Consider the following 24036-nt stretch of genomic DNA (forward strand, 5'->3'; position numbering starts at 1 on the left):
CATGCCGGTGGAGCCACCGGAGGTGAAGGGGTTGTTGCCCGGACGCGGACCGGCCGGACGGGCACCCGGACGCGGGGCCTGGCCACCGGCACGCGGGCCACCCTGGCCCGGACGGGCCTGGCCCTGACCGGGAGCGCCCGGACGGGCACCGCCGGGCTTCGGGGCACCCGGACGGGCGCCGGGACGCGGACCCTGCGCGGCCGGAGCCTGCGGGGCCTGGGCGGCCGGCGGAGCGGTGAACTCCGGGGCGGCCGGAGCCGGACGCGGCGCGGGCTTCGGACCCGGCACCGGACGCGGGCCCGGCGCGGGCGCCGAGGGGGCCGACGGTGCGGCGGGCTGCTGGGCAGCGGGCGCCGGGGCCGTCGGGGGCTTGGGGGCTGCCGGCCTCGGGGCCGGGGCAGCAGGACGAGCCGCCTGCGCCGGAGAGGGCGCGGCGGGCCTGGGGGCAGCCTTGCGCGGGGCGGGCTTCGCGGCGGACTTGCCGGTGCCACCGCCCTGGAAGGCGTCGGTCAGCTTGCGTACTACGGGCGCTTCGATGGTCGAAGACGCCGAACGGACGAATTCACCGAGCTCCTGGAGCTTGGCCATGACGACCTTGCTCTCAACGCCGAACTCCTTGGCGAGTTCGTAGACCCGGACCTTAGCCACTTCGCTCCTTTGAGGTCCGGGTGAAGCCGGACCGTCGCTAGTTCATGGGCGTACTCATCGCGTACTCATCGAGTGCTCATCGCAATCTCGACCTGCTTTCGACTCGCGAGGTACCAGGCCGCACGGGGTTCCGTGCGGCGCGTCTTACGGTGTTGCCTGCTCGGCAACTGTTGTCTGCTCGACGTATCGGCGCAACGCCTTTGTGTCGAGCGGCCCCGGGGCGCGCAGTGCCCGCGGGAACGCCCGGCGGCGTACCGCCTGGTCGAGACAGACCAGGGCGGGGTGTACATAGGCACCCCGGCCGGGCAGCGTACCGCGCGGATCGGGGGCGCATGCGTCCTCGATCTTCACGATCCGCAGTAGATCGTTCTTGGCCGCCCGCTTCCGGCACCCCACACAGGTGCGTTCAGGGCATGCTCCGGCGTGCGTCCGGCCAGACACGGTTAAGTCTACCTCCCCGCACCGACCTCACCCCTTTGGGGCAAAGATCGAACGGCTGTTGTCGTAAACCAAGCGACCTGCGGCTTGGATCTATTCCCCAGGCCGCCCGGCCGGTCGACGGTCACTCGACGTCACCAGGCGTTACCAGGTTGTTACTCGGCCACATGTTCGGTGTCGGGCCGGATGTCGATCCGCCAGCCGGTCAGGCGGGCGGCGAGGCGGGCGTTCTGGCCCTCCTTGCCGATCGCGAGCGACAGCTGGTAGTCCGGCACGGTCACCCGGGCGGAGCGGGCGGCCAGGTCGACGACCTCGACCTTGCTCACCCGAGCGGGTGACAGGGCGTTCGCCACCATCTCGGCCGGGTCGTCCGACCAGTCGACGATGTCGATCTTCTCGCCGTTCAGCTCGCCCATCACATTGCGCACCCGGCCGCCCATGGGGCCGATGCAGGCGCCCTTGGCGTTCAGGCCCGAACGGGTGGACCGTACGGCGATCTTGGTGCGGTGACCGGCCTCACGGGCGATCGCGGCGATCTCCACCGAGCCGTCCGCGATCTCCGGCACCTCCAGGGCGAAGAGCTTCTTCACCAGGTTGGGGTGCGTACGCGAGAGGGTGACCGACGGTCCGCGCACGCCCTTGGCCACGCGGACGACGTACGACCGCAGGCGCATGCCGTGCGGGTAGGTCTCGCCCGGCACCTGCTCCTGCACCGGCAGGATGGCCTCCAGCTTGCCGATGTCGACCAGCACGTTCTTCGGGTCGCGGCCCTGCTGGACCACGCCGGTGACGATGTCGCCCTCGCGGCCGGCGTACTCGCCGAGCGTCGCGTCGTCCTCGGCGTCCCGCAGCCGCTGCAGGATGACCTGCTTGGCGGTGGTGGCGGCGATGCGCCCGAAGCCCGACGGGGTGTCGTCGAACTCGCGCGGCTCCTGCCCCTCTTCGAGGTCCTCGGGGTCCTCCTTCGCCCACACGGTCACATGCCCGGTCTCCCGGTTGAGCTCCACGCGCGCGTGTCGGCGGCTTCCCTCGGTGCGGTGGTAGGCGATGAGGAGGGCCGACTCGATCGCCTCGACCAGCAGGTCGAAGGAGATCTCCTTCTCCCTGACCAAGCCCCGCAGGGCGCTCATGTCGATGTCCACGGCTACGCCTCCTCCTCTTCCTTCATGTCCTTCTCGGCCTTGTCGGCCCTGTCTTCCTTGCGGTTGAACTCGACCTGCACGCGCGCCCTGGCGATCTCCGGGAAGCCGAGCCTGCGGGTGGTGGCCTTACGGCCCTTCACCCCGGGCACCTCGAGGCCGAGGCCCTCGTCGTCGACGTCCAGGATCCTGGCGACGAGCTCGCCGCCCTCGGTCAGCTGGAACCTCACGAGCCGGCCGGTGGCACGCACGAAGTGCCGGTGCTCGGTGAGGAGGCGCTCCGCGCCGGGGGTTCCGACCTCCAGGTCGTACGCCGCGTCGCCCATCGCGTTGGTCTCGTCGAGCTTCGCCGAGAGCGCACGGCTCACATCGGCGATGGCGTCCAGATCCGCTCCGGTGTCGGAGTCGACGACCACGCGCAGCACACGCTTTCGTCCGACCGAGTCCACGGCGATCTCTTCGAGATCCAGCCCCTGGGAGGTGACGAGCGGTTCCAGCAGCTCTCGCAGCCTCTCGCTCTGGGTGGTGCTCATCCGGGTGACTCCTCGGCCGCGTGTGCTGTTGTGGGATGGGTCGCGTGTCTGGTCAAAGGGTATCGCCTCCGGCGGTCGGCAGTTCGCAGGAGAGCCCGGGGCCGTCGTGCGTTGGCGGCTGCGGGCTGTGGGAGGTACTCGCGCAGTTCCCCGCGCCCCTTTTGTCGGTCCACTGAGCCGGTGATACGAGGCGCGCGGATACGCGGGTAACGTGATCACGGCGGGCTGCCCTCCCGCCCGTGTGTTCGTACGAGGCCCCCGAGGACGTCAGCCGTGCCATACCCCCCACCCCTGCGCCCCTCGGGGCCGCGTAGAAGATCCCTGCTCGCCTCGGCCGCCGGCGCGGCCCTGCTGGTGGGCTGCACGGCCGATCCGACCTCTGGTGGCGGCTCCTCGGCGGCGGAGCGGGCACGCGCGCGTGCGGCCCGCGACAGCCAGGGGCTGGTGGCGCGGTACGACGCCGTGCTCGCCGCGCACCCCGGCCTGGCGACGCGGCTGGGCCCGCTGCGCGCGCAGGTGGCGGCCCATGTCGGGGCGTTCACGGAGGGTACGACGCCCGCGCCCGCGAAGTCCTCGGCCTCCCCCTCCGCCCAGGCGAGCGTCCCGGCCACCGAGAAGGACGCCCTCGCCGGTCTGGCTGCCGCCGAGCGCGCCCTCGCCGACCGGCGCGCGGGGGCCCTGCTGGAGGTGCCGGGCGAACTGGCCCGGCTGCTGGCGTCGGTGGCCGCGGCGGGGGCCACGCACGCGTACCTGCTGACTGAGGGGGCGAAGTGAGCGACGGGACGAAGCAGGACGTGAGCGACGGGACGGAGCAGGGCGAGCTGACCGCGCTGCAGGCGGCGCTGGCGGCGGAGCACGCGGCGGTGTACGGCTACGGTGTCGTCGGCGGCATGATCGGCGCGGCGCGCCGGACCGAGGCGCGGGCGGCGTACGACGCCCACCGGGCGCGCCGGGACGCGCTGATCCGCGAGGTCCGCGACCTGGGCGGGCAGCCGGTCGCGGCGAACGCGGCGTACGCGCTGCCGTTCCCGGTGCACGACCCGGCCGGCGCCGTGCGGCTCGCCGCCCGGCTGGAGGAGCGGATCGCGGGCGTCTACGCGGACCTGGTGCGGGCCGCGACGGGCGCGCGGCGCGGGGCGGCCGCCGCCGCGCTGCGGGAGGCCGCGGTGCGCGCGGTGCGCTGGAGCGGGGAGAGCGTAGCCTTCCCTGGGCTCGCCGAGCGGTCCTCCGGCGAGGGGACCGGCGCGGCCGGTACGACACCGTCGGCCCCCGCCTCGGTATCCCCGTGACCGCATGAGGCGCCCCTACGACAGGACCTGGACCGGAAGGAAACGACTCGCGCATGGCTTTCGAACCGCCGCCGCGCCTGGTACGGGCGCTCGGTGAGACGGCACCGGCCGGGGACGACTGGCTCGCTCAGCTGCCCGCGGCCGCCGAACGAGCCGTTGCCAGGCGCGAGTTGACCGTGGAGCGGGTTCAGGTGCCGGGCGGGCGCAGCAGCCTGGTGGTGCTGGTGCGGCGGGCCGATGGCACCCCGGCCGTGCTGAAGCTGGCCCCGCCCCGGGCGCGTCCGGAGAGCGAGCGGGCGGCGCTGGCGCGCTGGGGCGGGCTGGGCACCGTACAACTGCTGGAAGCCGACGCGGAGGACGGTGTGCTGCTGCTGGAGCGGCTGCACCCGGATGTGTCGGTGCGGTCGCTGCCGGAGGCGAAGGCGCTGCTGGAGGCGGCGGGCACGCTGCGGCGGCTGTGGGTCGAGCCGCCGGCCGGTCACACCTTCGAGACCGTCGCCGAGCGCACCGGGCGGCAGGCCGCGGCGATGCGGGCGAGCACCGGCACCGACTCCGAGGCGGCGCCCCTGGTGGACGCGGCGCTCGCGGCCCGCGCGGAGCTGCTGGCCGCGCCGCCCGAACACCTCTTGCTGCACGGCACGTTCCGGCAGAGCAAGGTGCTCGCCGGGGAGCGGATGCCGTGGCTCGCGGTGGGTCCCGACCCGGTGGTCGGCGAGAGCGCCTTCGACCTGGCGCGGCTGGTACGGGACCGGGTGGAGGACCTGATCGCGGCACCGTCGGGTGCGGCGACGACGCGGCGGCGCATCAAACGGCTCGCCGAGTCCCTCGAGGTGGACCAGGAGCGGTTGCGGGGGTGGACGCTGTTCCGGGCCGTGGAATCAGGCGTACGGGCCCGGCGCGTCGGCCGCGAGAAGGACGCGGAGCTCCTGCTGGAGTTCGCGAGCTGGCTCTAGGCCGGTTCGCCGTTGAGTTCGCGGACGTAGATGTCCCAGTACGGCGGCGTGACCCCGTGCAGGGGGCCCTTTCTGCCGACTCTGTGCCATCCCAGATGCCGGTAGACGCTTTGCGTGGACAGGGCGGTCGGTTGCACGGAGAGGACTCCGCGCTGCTCCTTGCGGTCCCGCAGGAGTTCTCCCATCAGGCGCTTGCCGATGCCACGACCACGCCACGCGGCGAGGACACCGAGGCTGATGACACCGAAGGTCCGGCCCTCCCACTCACGCACGAGATCGGCGGGAAGCGGGTGGGTGAAGTCGCGCCACCATCCGTGATCGACGGCGAGTGGATGGCCGTAGGCATAACCGACGAGAGAACCCGCCTGCTTCGCGACGACCGCACTGAAACCCGGCACAGCCATCAGACTCTCGAGTTCTCTTTGGTGGCCCTGCGACATTTCTGGCACCCACGCGAACGGCGCGACGGAGAACACCGTGTCGTGGATCGTGCAGATCTGGTGGAACCAGGCCGCGGCCACCTCCCGGCCGCCGCCTTCGAAGACAGCCTCACGAGCGTCCGTCATCTTCGCCTCCGTTCGATGCGTCCGAGGCGCTTGCGGCTCGTTCCCGGAGTTCCTCGGAAAGCGCGTCGCCAAGCTCCTCGTAAATCACTGCGGCTTGCGCCCAGAACTCGCAGGCGGCCGTCGGTTCGCCACGCGCTGCGAACACGTCCCCCAGCCGGGTGAGCGCTGACGCCTCACTTCGCCGGTCCGTGAACTCCCGGAAGGTCTCCAGAGCCCGCACCAGGTGATCCTCGGCATCTTGGAAATCACCGACCTCGCTCATGCTCGCGGCAAGCGGTAGCGCCCCCCAGGCTTCGCTCCATCTGTCGTCGATCGAACGGAAGATTTCAATGGCCTGTCGACAGAGCGCAACGGCCTCAGAGAATTCATTGCGGGAGCGAGCACATTCTGCGAGGCTCAGCAGGCTCATCCCCTCGCCCCGACTGATGCCATGCACCCGGAACACGGTGAGCGCGGCTTCGAAGTGCTCCCGAGCTCCGGATTCCCTTTGCTCGATCGCCACGAGCCCCAGACCGCGCAGTGAAAATCCCAGTAACCAGGCATCATCGATGTCACGACTGATTTCCGCTGCCTGGCGATAGTCCTCGGCAGCAGTGTCGTACGCTCCCGACCGCCAGCCCACATCTCCCAGACAGAGCAGGTTCGACGCTTCCCCCAAGCGGCTGCCGACCAGTCGGGCGGCATCCAGTCCGAGCTCGTGGATATATTTCCAGTCCGCCCAGTGTGAGCCGAGCTCGAAGAATCCGTCGGCAGCCACTGGCAGCATCCAGGCGATGTCATATTGTCCCCACTTGACTGCCTGTCTCAGTGCGGAGAGTAAATTGTCACGCTCCGCCTCGAACCACTGCATTGCCGCGGCGGCCTCATGGAAGCGCTCGACCTCCGGCACCTCACCCGCCGGCACCAGGGGGATGGCGTGAGAGTGCGGCAGGATCGCTCTTCGTCCCGCATCGGCACTGAGCAGGTACCAGGTCAGGATTCGACGAACCGCGCGGGTTCTTTCCGCCTGTGGCAGTTCGTCGGCCAGCCGCTCCAGTGCATAGGCGCGAAGCAGGTCGTGCATGCGGTACCGGTCCCTGGCGATCTCATGCAGCAGATGCGCGTCGGCGAGTTCGCCGATCCTGCGACGAGCGACCGCTGGGGCAACTGCCAGCAGCGCTGCGGAGGAGCCGCTGCAGAGAAACTTCCCCTCGTGCAGTCCCAGCAGACGAAAAGCCGTCCGCGTCTGCTCCGGGAGGGCTCGGTAGGACCAGGAGAAGACGGCCCGCACATCGCTGAGCTCGTCTTCTCGGTCGGCCAGGGCGTCGAGAAAGTCCTGCTCCTGAATCAGCTCGTCCACGAGTTCGGTCAGGGAGAGCAGCGGGCGGGCGGCCGCTCGTTCACCCACCACACGCAGCGCCAGCGGGAGGCACCCGCAGAGCTGAGCCACTCGGCGGGCGGCCTCGGGCTCCGCATCGACCCGTGCAGGGCCGATCACTTCGCGCAGGAGGTGCACCGACTCCTGGGGTGACAGTACATCCAGAGTCACACGTGCCGCTCCCTCCCGCGCCACCAGGCCGGACAGCCTGCTTCGGCTGGTGATCAGCACGAGACTGGAGCGCGAGGCAGGTATCACCTGTCTGATCTGCTTCACCGACGAAACATTGTCGATGAAGATGAGGATTCTCTTCCCGTAGATCAGCGAGCGGAACAACCCGGCGCGCTCCTGCTCGTCGATCGGGATGCGGTCCGCCTCCACGCCCAAGCCTCGCAGAAAGCAGTCCAGGGCCTGGTCGGGCCCCAGCGCGTGGCCGCTGTTGTAGCCGCGCATGTCGATGTACAGGTCACCGTCGGCGAAGCGCCGACGGATCCTGTGCGCCCAGTGCAGTGCCAACGCGGTCTTCCCCACGCCCGGCCCTCCGGTGATCGCCGTCACGACGGCCGGCGAATCGTCGGAGTCCTCGGAGGCCTCTGGGTACAGGGTGTCCAGCACGGTCAGCTCCCGCGCGCGGTTGACGAATCCTGGCACGCCGTAGGGGAGTTGACGGGGCGGCGGGAAAGAGTGGCTGGGACCGTGCACGTGGACGCCACCGTGCACGGTCCCAGCTTGAACCACTATGCCGCTCTCTCCGCCCGAGAACTCATTCGAGACAGATTTCGGCTCGTCGGCCATACGCCTTTCCCCCGGTCCCGAATGGCGTTGCGCAGTCGTTCAGCCCGAGACGCGAAGTTCATCCGGGTACTTGCGCGCGAATTCCCGATAGGGGATCGCGGACGCCTGAGCCGCATCGCGCCAGTAATTCGCCTCGACGATCCGCTGGGGGTCGTCGATGATTTCAGCGGCCGAAAAGCTTCCGTCCTCCTCGTAGTACATGGCCACCAGCTGCGTCGAGTCGAAGAGCCAGTAGTCGTAGTGCGGCAGCTCCGACGGCCACTCCTGCTTCGGCACAGGGAGGATCCGCACATCTTCTCCGGCCTCGACCGTGTGCTCGTACGCCCAGGCACATTCGAAGCGGACGTAGTCCGACAGCGGGAGTTCCACCACGTGGACCCGGCTCATGGCCTTTCCGGCCGCCGCCGCCTTCGCGACAGTGCCGTCGATCCATTCTGCGATACCGGGGAACTCACCCCTGGCTTCGCCCGAGAGGAAGCGTGCGAACTCATCCTGCTCGTAGGACACGTCGTACCGCTGAAGGGACTCCAGACGGTACGCCGTGAACCTGAATTCAGTGAAGAGGCGGTTGAATTCCTCATCCGCCAAGGAGTAGAACTTGCGCCCCACCTACCGCCCCTCACTGTGCTGACTGTAGTACTGCTCCATTGCACCGGCCACGATCTCAGGGGCGATTCGAACGGCGCCTTCTCCCGGGAGGACGTTCTCCAGTTCCCCGAATGTCACACTGTCCACTGTGTACCCTTGCACGACAAGCTCGCCCGACTCGCCGAGGTAGACCGTAGGACATCCATTTCCGCCTGAGCCCTGGTCTTTGTACAGCTTGGTGAGCTTCATTTTTGCCCCCTTCTGGATGACGACCTCGGTTTGCGTAAGGCTAGAGACGAAACGTACAACCCGTCAAGGCTGACGCAGCCAAGCCGGCCGCTCAATCGACTTTGGCTTATTTAATTCTCCGCCCCCGCGGAACCTGATTGCATGAAAGCATGCACAGGTTCCAGAAGTGGCTTTCGGGTGAGCTCTGATGCAGCAGTTAATTTCGATTCAGGCTTCTTGCGCAGGAGGAGTCCCGAACGTGACAGGGCCATGCAGGTCTCGCGCTTGAAGGACATTCCCCTGTGAACCACCGCTGACGGTGTTGTGGACGTCTCCCACCGCGGCCGGCAGCTTGTTGGCCAGCTCCAGCCATGCGGCGAGGGAGTCGGCGAAATCCGAGTCGTAGGCTGCTCGTTGTCGCAGCACGTCCGCGAGCACCTGCGCCTGGACCGTGTTGCGGGGATCGCCCTCGAGCGCTTCCAGTTCGCGCAGGCCCGGAGCCGGCTCTGCGGGCATCGCCCGATCGGCACGCCGGAACGGCCGGCGCACCAACCCGCTGAGGGCTGCCCAGACTTCCGTGCCGGCGGCGCCTCCGGCCCCGCTCGCCAGCGCCACGAGCAGCCCTGCTGATATCGGATCCACCCCGGCCCCCCTCCCGCTACACACCGTATGGGTTGTATAGCACTTCGTAGAGGTGGTGTCTCGCGCTCCCGTGAACCCGTCAACCCGCCGCCGCGCGGTCACCCCGCTTATGCGCCAAAAGACGCCCTCTGGGACGGTGACCTTGCCGGTCGCCCGAGGTGGCGGCACCCCGCGTGACCGGGGCCCACCGCGAGCCCCGGTCACGCCAGGCCTGCTATGCCGTCAGGCGGGCGATCGCGTCCTCGACCGTCAGTTCCTCGCGCTCGCCGGTCCTGCGGTCCTTCAGCTCCAGGACGCCCTCGCCGGAGCGGCGGCCGGCGACCAGGATCTGCGGGACGCCGATCAGCTCGGCGTCGGTGAACTTCACGCCCGGGGAGACACCGGCCCGGTCGTCGACGAGGACCCGGAGGCCGGCGGCGCGCAGCTTCTCGGAGACGTCGAGGGCCAGCTCGGTCTGCAGGGCCTTGCCGGCGGCGACCACGTGCACGTCGGCCGGGGCGACCTCCTTGGGCCACACCAGGCCCTTGTCGTCGGCGCTCTGCTCGGCGATGGCCGCGACCGCGCGGGAGACGCCGATGCCGTAGGAGCCCATGGTGACGCGGACCGGCTTGCCGTTCTGGCCGAGGACGTCGAGCTTGAGGGCGTCGGTGTACTTCCGGCCGAGCTGGAAGATGTGGCCGATCTCGATGGCGCGGTCCAGCTTCAGGCCGGTGCCGCACTTCGGGCAGGGGTCGCCCTCCTGGACCACGACCACGTCCACGTACGCGTCGACCTCGAAGTCACGGCCGGCGACGACGTTCTTCGCGTGCGTGTGCTCCTTGTTGGCCCCGGTGATCCAGGAGGTGCCGGGGGCCACGCGCGGGTCGGCGAGGTACTTGACCTTCTCGCCCAGGCCCTGCGGGCCGACGTAGCCGCGGACCAGGTCGGGACGGCCGGCGAAGTCCGCCTCGGTGACCATCTCGACGGCGGCCGGGGCGAAGTGCGCCTCGACCTTGCCCAGGTCGACCTCGCGGTCACCGGGGACGCCGACGGCGACGATCTCGCCGTCCACCTTCACCAGCAGGTTCTTCAGCGTGGCGGAGGCCGGGACGCCGAGGGAGGCGGCCAGGGTCTCGATGGTCGGGGTGTCGGGGGTGGGGATCTCCTCCAGCGCGGGCACGGCCGAGCCGTCGACCGCCTTCAGCTCGTACGTGATCGCCTCCGTGTTGGCGGCGAAGTCGCAGTTCGGGCAGTCCGCGAAGGTGTCCTCGCCGGCCTCGGCCGGGGCCAGGAACTCCTCCGACTTCGAGCCGCCCATGGCGCCGGCGGTGGCCGCGCAGATCCGGTAGTCCAGGCCGAGGCGCTCGAAGACGCGCTGGTAGGCCGCGCGGTGCAGGGCGTACGACTTCGCGAGCCCCTCGTCCTCCAGGTCGAAGGAGTACGAGTCCTTCATCAGGAACTCGCGGCCGCGCAGGATGCCGGCGCGGGGGCGGGCCTCGTCCCGGAACTTGGTCTGGATCTGGTACAGGATCACCGGCAGGTCCTTGTAGGACGTGCACTGGTCCTTGACCAGCAGGGTGAAGATCTCCTCGTGGGTGGGCCCGAGGAGGTAGTCGCCGCCCTTGCGGTCCTTGAGCCGGAACAGCTCCTGGCCGTACTCGTCCCAGCGGCCGGTCGCCTCGTAGGGCTCGCGCGGCAGCAGGGCGGGCAGCGAGACCTCCTGGGCGCCGATGGCGTCCATCTCCTCGCGCACGATCCGCTCCACGTTGGAGAGGACCTTCATGCCGAGGGGCAGCCAGCTCCAGATGCCGGCGGCCGTGCGGCGGACGTAGCCGGCGCGGACGAGGAGCTTGTGGCTGAGGACCTCGGCATCCGCCGGGTCGTCGCGCAGCGTCTTCGCCATCAACTGGGACATGCGCTGGACCGGTGCGTTCGCCATGGCTCTCATACTCCTGCCGGGTATTAGGTGATGGCACAGGAGGTTAGCCGGGCCGCCTGTGCGGGCGGAAATCGGTTAGCGCCTGCGCAGCGGAAGCGGGGCGCCCATCACGGCGTACGGCCGGGGCGCGCTCGGGAAGTGGACCTGGCGGGCGAGGTCGACGTACCCGAGGGAGAAGTACAGGCCCCGGGCGGGGCTGTCGGTGTCGATCGCGGAGAGGATCGAGCGGGGTTCGGTCGCGGAGTCCGTGATGGTGGTGATCAGGCGGCGGCCGATGCCCCGGTTCTGGTGGTCGGGGTGGACGTGCAGCTCCGTGATCACGAAGGAGTCGTCCAGCCAGAAGTCGTTGCCGGCCGCGCGCAGGTACGGTTCCACGACGGTGGACCACCAGTGGGTGCGGGAGTTCGGCATGCCGTAGACGAAGCCGACGAGCTGCCCGCCGACGCTCGCGCCGAGGGCCCGCGCGCCCGGGAACTGCATGTGCCGCTGGACGATCTGCCGGCGTACGGCGACCTCGTCGGGACCCAGCCCGAAGGCTACGGCCTGGACGGCCAGGGCCTCGTCGACGCGGGCAGCGAGGTCCAGGGAGCCGATCACGAGGTCCATGCCCGGGAGCGTACAGCGGGTTCAGAACAGGACGCTCATGAAAGCGCCCACCTCCTGGAAGCCCACCCTGCGGTACGTCCGCCGCGCCGCCGTGTTGAAGTCGTTGACGTACAGGCTGGCGACCGGGGCCACGTCGGCGAGGGCGTAGCGCAGGACCGCCGCCATGCCGGGGGCCGCCAGGCCCCTCCCCCGGTACTCGGGGGCCACCCAGACGCCCTGGATCTGACAGGCCTGGCTGGTCGCCGCGCCGATCTCCGCCTTGAAGACGACCCTGCCGTGCTCGTCGAGGCGGGCGAAGGAGCGGCCGGAGCCGACGAGTTCGGCGACCCGGGCCTGGTACAGCAGCCCGCCGTCACCCGCCAGCGGGGATACCCCCACCTCCTCGGTGAACATCGCCACGCAGGCCGGCATGATCGTCTCCATCTCGTCCTTGCGGACGCGGCGGACGTACGGGTCCGGGGCGATGTCGGCGGGCATGCGGTCGGTGATCATCAGGGGCTGGCGGGGTCGGACCTCGCGGGCGGGGCCCCAGTGGGGTTCCAGCAGGCGCCACAGGGCGGCGGTGGATCCGGCGGGGCCGACGATGGAGGAGCAGCGCCGGCCGGCCCTTCTCGCCCGGTCCGCGAAGGCGCGGACGGCACGCGGGGTGGCGCAGACCGGGACCAGGTTGGCGCCCGCGTAGCACAGGGACGTGAGCATGCCGTCCTCGTACCAGCCCCACATCTCGCCGCCGAGCCGCCAGGGGTCGAGGCCCGCGACCTGGACCCGCGAGGTCACGAAGGCGTTCGCGACCGGCTCGCGGTCGAGGACGGCGAGCGCGGCGTCAAGGTCGCTCGGTTCGAGCACCCGTGAGGTGGTCTGGGTCAACACGTGCGGGGCCTCACCCTGGGGTTCTGCTGGTCCCGGAACTTTACCCCGAGCTTTTGTGGAGCGCTTCTGGGTGAGAACGGCCGAGCAGGACGACGTCCAGGGTGGGCTTCTGCCGCCGCACCTCCGGTTTCGCCGCCTAGTACGCGACGGCGTCGTCCAGAGCGCGCAGGAGGATCCCGCGCTCTCCTGGCCCTGCATCCGGGCCGAGTGGGTCAGGCCGGTGGGGGGGGCAGGGCGCGTGCCACAGGAAGCGTGGTGCCGGCCGGGGACGACACGTATCCCGGCTACCCAGCCCAAGACTGCACCGATCGCAGGAACTCCCTGACTTCATCCATGTTCGTCTGCCACTCGGAGATCTCATTCCCGTCTTCGTTGATCATGGATCGCGGTTCCACGAAATTCCAGGGCTCATCCGGCGTGAAATCCTCCGCGATACCCTCGAGGAAAATGATCGAGTTCTGGATGTGGACGACGCTTCCCGACCGGTAGAGGGGCCAACAGAAAACAAAGTTGCTGTTCGCTGGATCCGTGATGGATGAAATGAGGCACGATACCGCATCATCCGCTCCTTCGAGAACCTTCAACGCCCGGACCCAGCTGGCCTGATAGCGTTCCACGCCCCAGTACGTCAGATCCATGGGAAAATCCTCTCCGAAGCCCCCCGCCGCAATGCGACCAACCGCGCCCGCCCCGGCTGCGGCTTCGGTGGGCGACGGGACGGAGACGACCCGGATGGAGAATGCCGAACGGCAGAAGTCGCGCCAGAGGTCGCGAACCGCCATGGAAAGATCCGCGGCGGACAGGTCGCCGGGCTCGCTCAGATCCGGTTCGACTTCGTAGTCCTCCAGGAGCATAAAAATACGGTCGAAAAGTTCTGCGAGCCGACCCTGGATGCGTTCGCCGTTCCTTTGCGAAGCACGCCGCGCCTCCCACCAGCCATGCGCGAACCCGGACGCTGTGCACGTCCCGTCCGCTAACTGGTCTAGCAGGTTCAGTTGCCGTGCCGCAGAGCTTCCGGGAGCTACGTCTGACGGACGGGACCATGCCCTCTGTCGAGCGGGGTAGAAATCTGCCACAGTCACCAGGCCCAGGTGCCGACGCTTGGATACGAGGATTTATCCCTGAATGATCTTGCCAAGAGGAGGCCCTACTCGGATGCGTAGCTGCTTGTCACGCTCATTGTGTGCCGCGACGCAACGACCGTGTTGGGTTTTTCCAGTTCAGTCAGGGGGCCACCTTCGCGTGATCGTTCACACCCTGCAACGTTTGCCCCACGCCCTCCACAACGCCGCGCAGGACTTCGCTCAGATCGTCGATGTCCAGCTCCGATAGCACGCGGTGCGCCTGGCCAGGCCGACGACTTCGACGTAGGCGCCCCCTCACCTCTGCCGAATAAGGATGAAAAAGATCAGACGGAGTAGGGGTAAATCTCGATCCGGGGTGTCGTGATTTCGATGAAGTCTCCAACTCCCGGCCTGTGTGCCTGATCGGGCTGCATGGAGTTCAAGGGGTCCGTGAACTCCACGAGAACGATGTCGGCGCCGATCCGGACAGCCGTCACGGCGTCCTCACCCACAGCGGCCACGGCACCCCTGATCCGGACCGGGGATCCTGGTGTGTCCGATGCCACCACCGCCGGTCCGTCGACGATGGCCCACTGGGCGATCTCATCCGGAATCTCGATCTCGACATCCACAGCCGCACCCACCCGTGGCATCTCGGACCCACGCCACTGGGCCCATGCCCGTCCGCAGGCGCTACTGAAGGCGACCATGGGTCTATCCCCGCTCTGCCCGCCGGGCGAAAAGTCCCGAATCTCAATGTGCATTACTTCAGCCCCAGTGGTACTCGAACCATGGTGTTGTCCACAATCCACGTGTTGGTGGGCGCTTCGAATGTCCAGGTTTCCATATGGAAGTGGAATTTTGTCGGCTTACTGTTCATTTCGTGTGGTCCCAGTCGAATACTACGCCGGCCGTCGGCGGAGACCAGACGATCCGGATCCGGTAGACCAGTGCGAGGGTGGATGTTCGTATAGGGGCCGTCGCCCAAAAATTTCTCCCACTCGTCCAACACTTGGTGTGGTTTGAGAGGTTTGGGAGCGACGACTTCCGGGGTCTGGACAACTTGTTGTTGCGGAGGGTACGGAGCAAGTCCGAAGGGGTCGGACCAGGTGTGCGGATTTTCGACGTACGTCGAGGGATTGGGCGCCGGAGCGAGTCCGAGTGGGTCGGGGGTGAGGTAACGGGCGGTTTCGGGATCATAGGTGCGGAAGTAGTTGTAGTGGAGGCCGGATTCCGGGTCGTAGTACTGGCCCAGGAAGCGCAGGGGTGTGTAGGCGGTGCTGTTTGCCACCCACGCAGTTGTGCCCCACAGGGTGCTTCGGGTGCGCCAGGCGATGTCGCCCCGTTCGTCAATGAGTTCGTTCGGGGTGCCGACCAGGTCGGTGACTATGGCGAAGAAGCGGGAGTCGATTTCCTCCTGAGGCGCCTCGGCTACGGTGATGCGTTCCGTCTGGGCGAGGGGGCGTAGACCTTGGTGGTCCCAGGTGAGGGTGACCGGGTTGGGGAGGTCCGGAGAGGTTGTGGTCTGTTCGCAGAGAGTTGAGCCGTCCCAGGTGAAGTCCACCCGCTCCAGGATCGTTTCGCCGTCCGAAGCGAGGCGGAGTTTTGCGGTGCGGCGGCCCAGGGGGTCGTAGGTGTAGCGCCACCGGCTGCCGTCGGGTGTCACCACCGAGGTCAGGCGGTCCTCGGTGTCCCATTCGTAGCGCCAGGTGTCCGGTTTCCTCGACAGGCGGGCCTTCTGGCGAAGGGTGACGCGGCCCAGGGCGTCGTGTTCGTAGCGGACGGTGCCGGCTCGGGTGATGCGGGTGCCCGTGTAGGCGCGGGGGCCCGTTGCCTCCGTGCCCGCGTGGTTCGTTGGCCAGAATGCCTCGGTCTGGTTGCCCGCCTCGTCGTAGGCGTAGCGCTCCGTCCAGCCCGCCGCGTGGACAGCTGTCACCCTGCCTGTCGCGTCCAGGTCGAAGCGGCGGGTGCCTGAGAGGTGGTCGTCTATGGCGGTCAGGTTGCCGTCGGCGCGGTAGGTGTAGGCCCGGCTTTGCAGCGTGCGGCCCTCTGCGCCGGTCACCGACTGGGTGGTCAGGCGGCCCAGGGGGTCGAAGGTGTGGGCCAGGGTGATCGTTTCGGCTATGTGGCGGGTCAGTTCGCGGCCCGCCTCGTCGTAGGCGAAGTCGATCGTGCGGCCGTTGGTCGTCAGCTGTGTGCGGTTGCCCGCTGCGTCGTACGACCACGTGGAGACGGCACCGGTCGGTGTCGTGCGGCCCGTGCGGCGGCCCAGGGTGTCGTAGGCGTACGTCACCGTGCGGCGGTTGACCGTCTCCGAGTGCACGCGGCCGTAGCGGTCGCGCAGCAGGCTCAGTGTGGTGCCGTCCGGGCCCATTGCCTCGGCGAGTTGGTCAGTGAAGTCGTAGGCGTAGGTGGTGACCTGGCCTGCTGCGTTCTTCGTGGTGATACGGCCCAGGGTGTCGCGCTCGAAGGACGTGACCTCACCGAGGACGTTCCGGCGTGAGGTCAGGCGGCCCGCCGGGTCGTACTCGTACGTCAGCGTGCGGTCGTCGAAGTCCGTCTCCGACACCAGGCGGCCGGCCGGGTCGTAGGCGTACTCCCAGGTCAGGCCCTGGGGGTTCGTGACCTTCGTCAGGCGCAGTTCCGCGTCGTGGGCGAATTCGTAGCGAACACCGTCCGGGCCCGTGCGGGCCGACAGGAGGTCGAAATGGGTGTATTCGAAGTGGGTGACGCCGCCGAGGGGGTCGGTGTGGCTCGTGCAGTTGCCTTCGCCGTCGTACGTCCAGCTCTCCGACGTGCCGTCCGGGGCCGTGCGGCGGGCCAGGTGGCCTTCCACCGTCCATTCCAGGTGGGTCGTGGCGCCGGTGGGGTCGTTGATCGCGATCGGGCGGCCGAAGTTGTCCCGGGTGTAGCGGGTGACCGCGCCCAACGGGTCGATGACCTCGATGGGGAGACCGGCGCGGTCGCAGATCACCCTGGTCGTGTTGCCCAGGGGGTCGGTCACCGACGTCAGGTGGCCCGCCTCCGTGTAGGTGAAGCGGGTTGTCTGGGACGCGGGGTCCGTCGCCGATGTGCGGTTGCCCCGGTCGTCATAGCTGGCGCGGTGGGTGTTGCCGTCCGTGCCGGTCGCCTTGATCGGCAGGCCCAGGTCGTTGTACTCCGCCCTCGCCTCGCGGCCGTCCGGGCGGATGACCGAGACGAGGTTGCCCTCGTCGTCGTAGTGGAACGTCGTCGTGTGGCCCAGCGGGTCGGTGTGCGACAGCAGGCGGTTGTAGCGGTCGCGGGTGAAGTGGGTCGCCGCGCCCAGCGGGTCGATCTCCGTGATGACCTGGCTGGCTGCGTTGATGAGGTAGCGGCGGGTGTGGCCCTCCCCCGTCACCGTCGTGGTGACGCGGTGGCCGGTCGCCGGGTCCGTCTCGTCGTACGACAGACGCAGGGCCATGTGGCCGTGGGAGCCGCTCTCGGCGATGCAGCGGTCCCGGTCGTCGTACTCGTACGTGTAGCTGCGGTCGTTCGTGTCCGTCCAGGACACCACGCGGGCGCGGTCGTCGTACGCGAAACGCAGGGGCAGGCCCGAGGAGTTGATGACCTCCGTCAGGTGGCCTTCGGGTGAGTAGGCGTAGCGCTTGATCTCCTGATCCGTGCCGTCGGGGGCCGCGCCTGCCAGGTGCAGGGCTGTGATCCGGTCGCCTTCCGTGGTGATCTTCAGGCGGTAGCCGCCGGAGGAAGCGATCGCGAGCGGTGTGCCCTGTCCGTCGTACTCGAAGGTCAGCCAGTTGCCGTTGCGGTCGTCTATCTGTTCCAGGACCGCGCGGTCCTCGCCGTGGTCGGCGAAGTGCCATACCCGGCCCGAGCGGGGGTCCGTGATCGTGTAGCCGCCGTCCACCCGGGCCAACGGCCAGCGGTTGCTGCCGTGGGCCGGAAGCGTCGGGGCGCCGGGCTCGGGGTGGGGATAAGTGAGGAGGAGGCCATCCTCCGTCACGAAGATGACGCCCTCGGCGTCGATCGCCAGGTGCTGGTCGACCGTCGAGGACCAGGACGGGCCGAACCAGTGGCCCAGGCGGTACCCGGATTCGACTCGGCGGGTGAAGGCCAGGGGCAGGGTGCCGGGCAGGGTGATGTCGGTCTGGGGCAGGTACATCTTGCCGGTGACCAGGTCGACCGGGTCGGTGTTGTCGTCCTGGACCTTGTTGCCCGGGTTCTCCGCCGCGCCCTCCGGGTCCTCGCCCGCGGCCTGGCGGGCCGTGCTGCGCGCATCGCTCGCGGCCACGTCACCCAGCCCGTCCAGCTCGCTGGGCAGCGCACGGGCACCGGGGATCGAGATGCCGTCGAAGAGGGCTCCGAAGCCGCCCGCCTCGCCCGCCACCTTCGCCATGGCTCCGGCCCCGCCGAACATGCCGCCGAACACCATGCCGGACGTCGCCGCGTCGCTCGCCTCGTCCAGGCTGAAGCCCTTGCTCTCGCCGGTGGCGATGGCGACCGGCTGGCTGACGGCCAGGTCCACGGTGACCGACTCGACGCCGCCGATCGCGGCCGTGGCCAGGGTCGTACCCGCGATCGTGGCGATCTCGGTGGAGACCTCGATGCCCAGGGTCCCGGCCAGTTCCACGATGCCCGCCGTCGCCGCGGCCGCCGCGCCCTCGGAGATACCGGCCGTGAAGATGGCCAGCGCGGTGCCCGCGACGATGGTCGCGCCGACGATCTCCAGCTCGTGTTCCAGGCGCTTGACCGCCTTGTGCACGATGTCGGCGTACTTGTCCAGCGCCTTGGCCATGTCCCGGGCGGCGTCGGCCATGTCCTTCAGCCAGCCGTGCCCGTCGTAGTAGTAGCGGCGCCAGTACGGGTCGTCGAAGGCGGAGATCGCCTCGCCCTTGTTGTCCTCGATGATGTGCCGCGCCGTCTTGTTCGCCGCGGACAGTACGTCCTCGATGTCGTCGGCGAAGGTCCGCCAGGCCTTGGCGGCATTCCGCAGACCGTCCTCGTCGGCCGCCGGCCACCACATGCCGGTCATGTCCTTGACGATCTGCTTCGCCTTGTCGGCCGCGCTCACTTGGACTGGCCCCCGCCCTGGCCGTGGCCCTGCACATGGATCCGGCTGAACATCGAGCGGACGAGCTGCTCGTTGTCGATGTGGCCGTCCGCCATGTCCGTCATGGCCTCCTCGATGCTGGCGAGGCCCTGCGCGAGGATGGTCGCGGCGTGCTCGATCTTCGTGACGTTCGGGCCGTAGACCTTGTGGAACTCCTTGCCCTGCTTGTCGTCACCCCACGGCGAACCGGCCGCCGCGAGCGCCGTCTTGAGCTTGTTCAGCGCCTTGGTGAGATCCTGGCTATGCGTGTGGAAATGCGGAGCCGTCTGCTTCAGATCGGCGATCTTGATGTCGAGTATCTTGCCGTCGCCGCCGCTGCCGCCCTGGTCACCCATGGTGCCGCGTCCCTCCCCGTCAGTCTGCTCACCGGCCCGAAGACCCTAATAGCCAAGACGAGTTCGCAATCGGGAGCGGCATCAAGGGGCGGTAAAGATCCGTTCAGGATTGCATAAGCTCGAGGAGCGCCTGCCAGGCCGCGGGGGGCAGGGCGAGGGTGGGGGCCGTAGCGGGGTTCTGCTTGGAGTCCCGTACATGGATGGTGGTGGGGCTGGTGGCGACCTGCCAGCCGCGCCGCCACCCGCTGCTCGATCGCCTCCTCGTCCAGGGGCGGCCGCCACATGGTGAACACCGCACGCGCGTAATCCTCCGTCTGCAGCAGACCGGGTACGCCCTGCACGGCGAAGAAGTGCAACGCGACAGCCTTCTTCTCCAGCGCCGCCGCGTCCTGGAAGAACGCCGGATACTGCGCCCTCTCCATCTCCTCGATGAAATCGACCAACACCCCCTGCGCACCCAGCACCTCATCGGCCCGCATGATGAACCGCGCTGGCGGAATACGCCTGCCCTGCTCGAACGATGCGATGGTCGCTGCCGAGTAGCCGGTACGGGAACCGAGGTCGGCGCGTTCCAAGCCGGCTTGTGTCCGCAGCCGCTTCAACAGCCGCCCGAGGAGGAGCGGGACCACCGAATCCGCCCCGGACTCCCCCTCCGGCTCCGGTACTTCAGGTTCGGCTTGTGCTTCCTCGCTCACGTACACCCCCAATACCCTCGCGCCGCCGTGAGTCACGGGGCGCACGCCGACAGCGGCACCCCGCCCTCGTACAACGCGAGTTGGTCAAGGTGCAGCCGCTGTTCAACGTTACTGAGCGTGCGTGAGCGTAAGCGGCATGAAGTCAGAAATCTCCACCCGCGAATGCGCCATGCGCTGCCCGGCCGACGAGTCCGGCCGCGGGCTGCTGATGGTCGAGGGGCTCGCCGACACATGGGGGGCACGCCGCGGCAGCCCGGCACATGCGTGCGGGGGTATGGCTGAGCCCCGCCACCCAGCGGTGACGGGGCTCAGCAACAAGTACGACGAGGTCAGCCGGCCACCGACACCGACGGCTCGCCCGACTCCATGCCCTCGTCCTGCATCTTCTCGGCCAGCTTCATGGCCTCCTCGATGAGGGTCTCGACGATCTTGGACTCGGGGACGGTCTTGATGACCTCGCCCTTGACGAAGATCTGGCCCTTGCCGTTGCCGGAGGCGACGCCGAGGTCGGCCTCGCGGGCCTCGCCGGGGCCGTTCACCACGCAGCCCATGACGGCCACGCGCAGCGGGACCTCCATGCCGGTCAGGCCGGCTGTGACCTCCTCCGCGAGCTTGTAGACGTCGACCTGGGCGCGGCCGCAGGACGGGCAGGAGACGATCTCCAGGCCGCGCTGGCGCAGGCCGAGCGACTGCAGGATCTGGAGGCCGACCTTGACCTCCTCGACGGGCGGCGCCGAGAGGGACACGCGGATCGTGTCGCCGATGCCCTGGGAGAGCAGCGCGCCGAAGGCCACCGCCGACTTGATCGTGCCCTGGAAGGCGGGACCGGCCTCCGTCACGCCGAGGTGCAGCGGGTAGTCACACTGGGCCGCGAGCTGCTTGTACGCCTCGATCATGACGACCGGGTCGTTGTGCTTGACGGAGATCTTGATGTCCCGGAAGTCGTGCTCCTCGAAGAGGGACGCCTCCCACAGGGCCGACTCCACCAGGGCCTCGGGGGTCGCCTTGCCGTACTTCTGCAGCAGGCGCCGGTCCAGGGAGCCGGCGTTGACGCCGATGCGGATCGGGGTGCCGTGGTCCTTGGCGGCCTTGGCGATCTCCTTGACCTTGTCGTCGAACTGCTTGATGTTGCCGGGGTTGACGCGGACCGCGGCACAGCCGGCCTCGATGGCGGCGAAGACGTACTTGGGCTGGAAGTGGATGTCCGCGATCACCGGGATCTGGGACTTCTTCGCGATGGTCGCCAGGGCGTCGGCGTCGTCCTGGGTGGGGCAGGCCACACGGACGATCTGGCAGCCGGACGCGGTCAGCTCGGCGATCTGCTGGAGGGTGGCGCCCACGTCGGACGTACGGGTCGTGGTCATCGACTGGACTGAGACGGGCGCGTCTCCGCCGACCGCCACGCTTCCGACCTGGATCTGCCGGCTCTTCCGGCGCTCGGCGAGCTTGGTCGGAACGGACGGCATGCCGAGAGAAATCGCAGTCATCTGCTGTGCAACCCCAAGTCGTGGATCAAGGTCCGGTCCCGTCGTCGGGCGGGCTCCAGACTTCGAGATTACGGCACGGGCCTTGGCCTGAGCACATCCCACCCGGCAAACCCACTCGATGGAAGGCGGCCCGGAGCACAGGGTTCCGGGCCGCTCCCAACGTCGTATGGCTACGAGATTTTCACCGGGTTAACGACGTCCGCAATCAGGACCAATACCGTGAAGCAGACAAAGATCCCCGCCACCACATAAGCCACCGGCATCAGCTTCGCCACGTCGAACGGGCCCGGGTCCGGGCGGCGCAGGACGCGGGCCACGTTCCTGCGGAGGGACTCCCACAGGGCGCCCGCGATGTGCCCGCCGTCGAGGGGGAGGAGCGGGAGCATGTTGAAGAGGAACAGGGAGAGGTTGAAGCCGGCGAGGAGCATCACGAACATCGCCACCTGCTGGGAGGCGGGGATGTTCAGGGTGGCGATGTCGCCGGTGATGCGGGCCGCGCCGACGATGCCCACCGGGGAGTCCGGCTGGCGCGGTGCGTTGCCGAAGGCCGCGTCCCACAGGGCCGGGATCTTGGCGGGCAGGGCGGCGAGGGAGTCGACGGCGTCGCCGACCCGGTCGGTCATCCAGGTCACGGACTGGCCGAAGTCCTGGTGGACGACGCCGGTGGCGGCGCTGAAGCCGAGGAAGCCGGCCTTGACGTACTTGCCCTGGACGTACTGGCCGCTGGAGTCCTTCTTGGCGACCAGGTTGGTGGCGATCTTGGCGTGGAGGGTGACCTGCCTGCCGTCGCGCTGGACGACGATCGGGACGGTCTTGCCGGCGCTGTCCCGGATCAGGTCCGAGAGGGTGTTCCAGTCCTTGGTCGGACGGCCGTCGAAGGAGACGATCTTGTCGCGCTTCTGCATGCCGGCGGCCTGGGCCGGGGACGCCGGGTCGGACTTCTTGCAGCTGTCGCGGTGCTCGCTCTCCGCGATGACGCACGGCGAGACGGAGGCGACCGTGGTCGTCTGCTGCTGGACGCCGAAGCCCATCAGGACCGTGAAGAACAGGGCGATCGCGAGGATCAGGTTCATGAACGGACCCGCGAACATGACGATGACGCGCTTCCACGGCTTGCGCGTGTAGAACATGCGCGTCTCGTCGCCGGGCCGGAGCTCCTCGAAGGCGGCCGAGCGGGCGTCCTCGATCATGCCGCGCCACGGGGAGGTGGAGCGGGCGGAGACGCGGCCCTGGTCGTCGGGCGGGAACATGCCGATCATGCGGATGTAGCCGCCGAGCGGGACGGCCTTGATGCCGTACTCGGTCTCGCCCTTCTTGCGCGACCAGACGGTCGGGCCGAAGCCGACCATGTACTGGGGCACGCGGATGCCGAAGAGCTTGGCCGTGGACAGGTGCCCCAGCTCGTGCCACGCGATGGAGACGAGCAGGCCGACCGCGAAGACCAGTATGCCGAGGATGAACATCAAGATCGTCATGCACGCGCCTCCGCGGTCGCCTTCGTGCCGGTGAGTTCACGGGCCCGGGCGCGGGCCCAGGTCTCCGCTTCGAGGACGTCCGACACGGTGAGTGAAGTTCCCGTGACCGGGGTGCCGTGCTCCTCGACCACCCGGGTGACGGTCTCCATGATGCCGTTGAAGGGCAGCGCGCCGCTGCGGAAGGCCTCGACGCACTCCTCGTTGGCCGCATTGAACACCGCCGGGGCCGTGCCCGCGAGCTGCCCCACGTGCCGGGCGAGGTTCACCGAGGGGAAGGCCTCGTTGTCCAGCGGGAAGAACTCCCAGGTGGAGGCCTTGCTCCAGTCGAAGGCGGGCGCGGCGTCGGGGACGCGTTCGGGCCAGCCCAGACCGATGGCGATGGGCCCGCGCATGTCGGGCGGGGTCGCCTGGGCGATCGTGGATCCGTCGGTGAACTCGACCATCGAGTGGACATACGACTGGGGATGCACGACCACCTCAATGCGGTCGAAGGGAATGTCGTAGAGCAGGTGTGCCTCGATGACCTCCAGGCCCTTGTTGACGAGGGTCGCGGAGTTGATCGTGATCACCGGGCCCATCGCCCAGGTGGGGTGGGCGAGGGCGTCCTCGACGGTGACGTGCGCCAGTTCCTGCCTGGTACGGCCGCGGAAGGGGCCGCCGGAGGCGGTCACCACGAGCTTGCGGACGTCGGCCCGCGTCCCGGCCGCCAGGGCCTGGAAGAGGGCGGCGTGCTCGGAGTCGACCGGGATGATCTGCCCGGGCTTGGCGAGGGCCTTGACCAGCGGGCCGCCGACGATCAGGGACTCCTTGTTGGCGAGTGCGAGGGTGCGGCCGGCCTCCAGGGCGGCGAGGGTGGGCGCGAGGCCGATGGAGCCGGTGATGCCGTTCAGCACGGTGTGGCAGGCGGAGGCGGCGACCTGGGTGGCCGCGTCCGGTCCGGCGAGGATCTCGGGCAGCGGCGCGCCGGGGCCGTACGCGGCGGCAAGCGCCTCGCGCAGGGCCGGTACGGCGTCCTCGCGGGCGACCGCGACGGTCCGCACCCGCAGCCGGTGCGCCTGTTCGGCGAGGAGGGCGACGCGGCCGCCGTTCGCGGACAGGGCGGTGACCCGGAACCGGTCGGGGTGGCGCAGCACGAGGTCGATGGCCTGGGTGCCGATGGATCCGGTGGAGCCGAGGATCACCACGTCCTTGGGGCTGTCGCCCGCGAGGGGGTCGTAGACGAGGTGCGGATCGGCGAGGGGTGCCGGATGGGCGTGGCTGTCGGTCATCCCCCCATTGTTGCCGCAAGCGGTGGCCGTCCGGACAGGGCGTCCCCCGGGCG

At 69.0% G+C, this 24036-nt stretch carries 23 protein-coding genes and 1 pseudogene; 3 read left to right on the plus strand and 21 right to left on the minus strand.

Going from position 1 to position 24036, the window contains the following annotated elements; all coding sequences use genetic code 11:
• The 4 genes from ABB07_RS40730 to rimP form a co-directional block, all read right to left on the minus strand.
• On the minus strand, positions 1-648 hold a 648-nt coding region (locus tag ABB07_RS40730; RefSeq protein ID WP_244189317.1), incomplete at its 3' end, for a translation initiation factor IF-2 N-terminal domain-containing protein.
• A gap of 144 nt (positions 649-792) precedes the next feature.
• A complete protein-coding gene (locus ABB07_RS10580; protein WP_208898486.1) occupies positions 793-1089 on the minus strand; it encodes a YlxR family protein in 297 nt (98 codons plus the stop codon).
• 152 nt (positions 1090-1241) lie between these two features.
• Positions 1242-2228 carry a transcription termination factor NusA gene (gene nusA / locus ABB07_RS10585; RefSeq protein ID WP_208898487.1) on the minus strand — a complete coding sequence of 329 codons (987 nt, stop codon included), beginning with the start codon at positions 2226-2228 and terminating at the stop codon, positions 1242-1244.
• Between the two features lie 2 nt (positions 2229-2230).
• Entirely contained in the window at positions 2231-2758 is a 528-nt protein-coding gene (gene rimP / locus ABB07_RS10590) for a ribosome maturation factor RimP (protein ID WP_208898488.1), read from the minus strand.
• A 273-nt stretch (positions 2759-3031) separates the two neighbouring features.
• Here rimP and ABB07_RS10595 point away from each other — a divergent pair, with 273 nt between their 5' ends.
• From ABB07_RS10595 to ABB07_RS10605, 3 genes are read left to right on the plus strand one after another with little or no spacing between them, the layout of a single operon-like run.
• On the plus strand, positions 3032-3532 hold the full coding sequence (locus ABB07_RS10595; RefSeq protein ID WP_208898489.1) for a hypothetical protein: 501 nt from the start codon (positions 3032-3034) through the stop codon (positions 3530-3532).
• A 20-nt stretch (positions 3533-3552) separates the two neighbouring features.
• Entirely contained in the window at positions 3553-4047 is a 495-nt protein-coding gene (locus tag ABB07_RS10600) for a ferritin-like domain-containing protein (RefSeq protein ID WP_208903377.1), read from the plus strand.
• Positions 4048-4100: 53 nt separating this feature from the next.
• A complete protein-coding gene (locus ABB07_RS10605) occupies positions 4101-5000 on the plus strand; it encodes an aminoglycoside phosphotransferase family protein (RefSeq protein WP_208898490.1) in 900 nt (299 codons plus the stop codon).
• Here ABB07_RS10605 and ABB07_RS10610 read toward each other — a convergent pair.
• From ABB07_RS10610 to dxr, 17 genes and pseudogenes are all read right to left on the minus strand, one after another.
• A complete protein-coding gene (locus ABB07_RS10610) occupies positions 4997-5566 on the minus strand; it encodes a GNAT family N-acetyltransferase (protein ID WP_208898491.1) in 570 nt (189 codons plus the stop codon). The two genes, ABB07_RS10605 and ABB07_RS10610, sit on opposite strands and share 4 nt — an antisense overlap.
• Entirely contained in the window at positions 5550-7718 is a 2169-nt protein-coding gene (locus ABB07_RS10615; RefSeq protein ID WP_208898492.1) for an ATP-binding protein, read from the minus strand. Before ABB07_RS10615 ends, ABB07_RS10610 begins: the two co-directional genes overlap by 17 nt.
• A gap of 39 nt (positions 7719-7757) precedes the next feature.
• Entirely contained in the window at positions 7758-8327 is a 570-nt protein-coding gene (locus ABB07_RS10620) for a DUF6879 family protein (RefSeq protein ID WP_208898493.1), read from the minus strand.
• Complete coding sequence (locus tag ABB07_RS10625; protein ID WP_208898494.1) at positions 8328-8555, minus strand: hypothetical protein; 228 nt, start codon at positions 8553-8555, stop codon at positions 8328-8330.
• Between the two features lie 207 nt (positions 8556-8762).
• Positions 8763-9176: a hypothetical protein gene (locus ABB07_RS10630; RefSeq protein WP_208898495.1), complete on the minus strand. Its 414-nt coding sequence runs from the start codon at positions 9174-9176 to the stop codon at positions 8763-8765.
• Positions 9177-9390: 214 nt separating this feature from the next.
• On the minus strand, positions 9391-11094 hold the full coding sequence (locus tag ABB07_RS10635) for a proline--tRNA ligase (RefSeq protein WP_208898496.1): 1704 nt from the start codon (positions 11092-11094) through the stop codon (positions 9391-9393).
• A gap of 75 nt (positions 11095-11169) precedes the next feature.
• On the minus strand, positions 11170-11700 hold the full coding sequence (locus tag ABB07_RS41980) for a GNAT family N-acetyltransferase (RefSeq protein ID WP_208898497.1): 531 nt from the start codon (positions 11698-11700) through the stop codon (positions 11170-11172).
• Positions 11701-11721: 21 nt separating this feature from the next.
• Positions 11722-12570, minus strand: coding sequence for a GNAT family N-acetyltransferase (locus ABB07_RS10645; RefSeq protein WP_208898498.1), 849 nt, complete (start codon positions 12568-12570; stop codon positions 11722-11724).
• A gap of 284 nt (positions 12571-12854) precedes the next feature.
• Entirely contained in the window at positions 12855-13424 is a 570-nt protein-coding gene (locus tag ABB07_RS40745) for a hypothetical protein (protein ID WP_244189318.1), read from the minus strand.
• Between the two features lie 554 nt (positions 13425-13978).
• On the minus strand, positions 13979-14266 hold the full coding sequence (locus tag ABB07_RS10655) for a hypothetical protein (RefSeq protein ID WP_208898499.1): 288 nt from the start codon (positions 14264-14266) through the stop codon (positions 13979-13981).
• Between the two features lie 131 nt (positions 14267-14397).
• Complete coding sequence (locus ABB07_RS10660; RefSeq protein ID WP_244189319.1) at positions 14398-18684, minus strand: DUF6531 domain-containing protein; 4287 nt, start codon at positions 18682-18684, stop codon at positions 14398-14400.
• A complete protein-coding gene (locus ABB07_RS10665; protein WP_208898500.1) occupies positions 18681-19058 on the minus strand; it encodes a WXG100 family type VII secretion target in 378 nt (125 codons plus the stop codon). The genes ABB07_RS10660 and ABB07_RS10665 overlap by 4 nt, the downstream gene beginning before the upstream one ends.
• Positions 19059-19161: 103 nt before the next feature.
• Entirely contained in the window at positions 19162-19356 is a 195-nt protein-coding gene (locus ABB07_RS40750) for a DUF397 domain-containing protein (RefSeq protein WP_244189753.1), read from the minus strand.
• A pseudogene (locus ABB07_RS40755) lies at positions 19283-19753 on the minus strand (helix-turn-helix domain-containing protein); the annotation flags it as partial. The pseudogene ABB07_RS40755 and the gene ABB07_RS40750, both read right to left, overlap by 74 nt.
• Positions 19754-20082: 329 nt before the next feature.
• Positions 20083-21240: a flavodoxin-dependent (E)-4-hydroxy-3-methylbut-2-enyl-diphosphate synthase gene (gene ispG / locus ABB07_RS10675; protein ID WP_208898502.1), complete on the minus strand. Its 1158-nt coding sequence runs from the start codon at positions 21238-21240 to the stop codon at positions 20083-20085.
• A gap of 170 nt (positions 21241-21410) precedes the next feature.
• Positions 21411-22715 carry a M50 family metallopeptidase gene (locus tag ABB07_RS10680; RefSeq protein WP_208898503.1) on the minus strand — a complete coding sequence of 435 codons (1305 nt, stop codon included), beginning with the start codon at positions 22713-22715 and terminating at the stop codon, positions 21411-21413.
• Positions 22712-23983 carry a 1-deoxy-D-xylulose-5-phosphate reductoisomerase gene (gene dxr / locus ABB07_RS10685; protein WP_208898504.1) on the minus strand — a complete coding sequence of 424 codons (1272 nt, stop codon included), beginning with the start codon at positions 23981-23983 and terminating at the stop codon, positions 22712-22714. The genes ABB07_RS10680 and dxr overlap by 4 nt, the downstream gene beginning before the upstream one ends.
• Positions 23984-24036: the final 53 nt, after the last annotated feature.

The organism is Streptomyces incarnatus, assembly GCF_001027185.1.
Taxonomy (GTDB): domain Bacteria; phylum Actinomycetota; class Actinomycetes; order Streptomycetales; family Streptomycetaceae; genus Streptomyces; species Streptomyces puniciscabiei.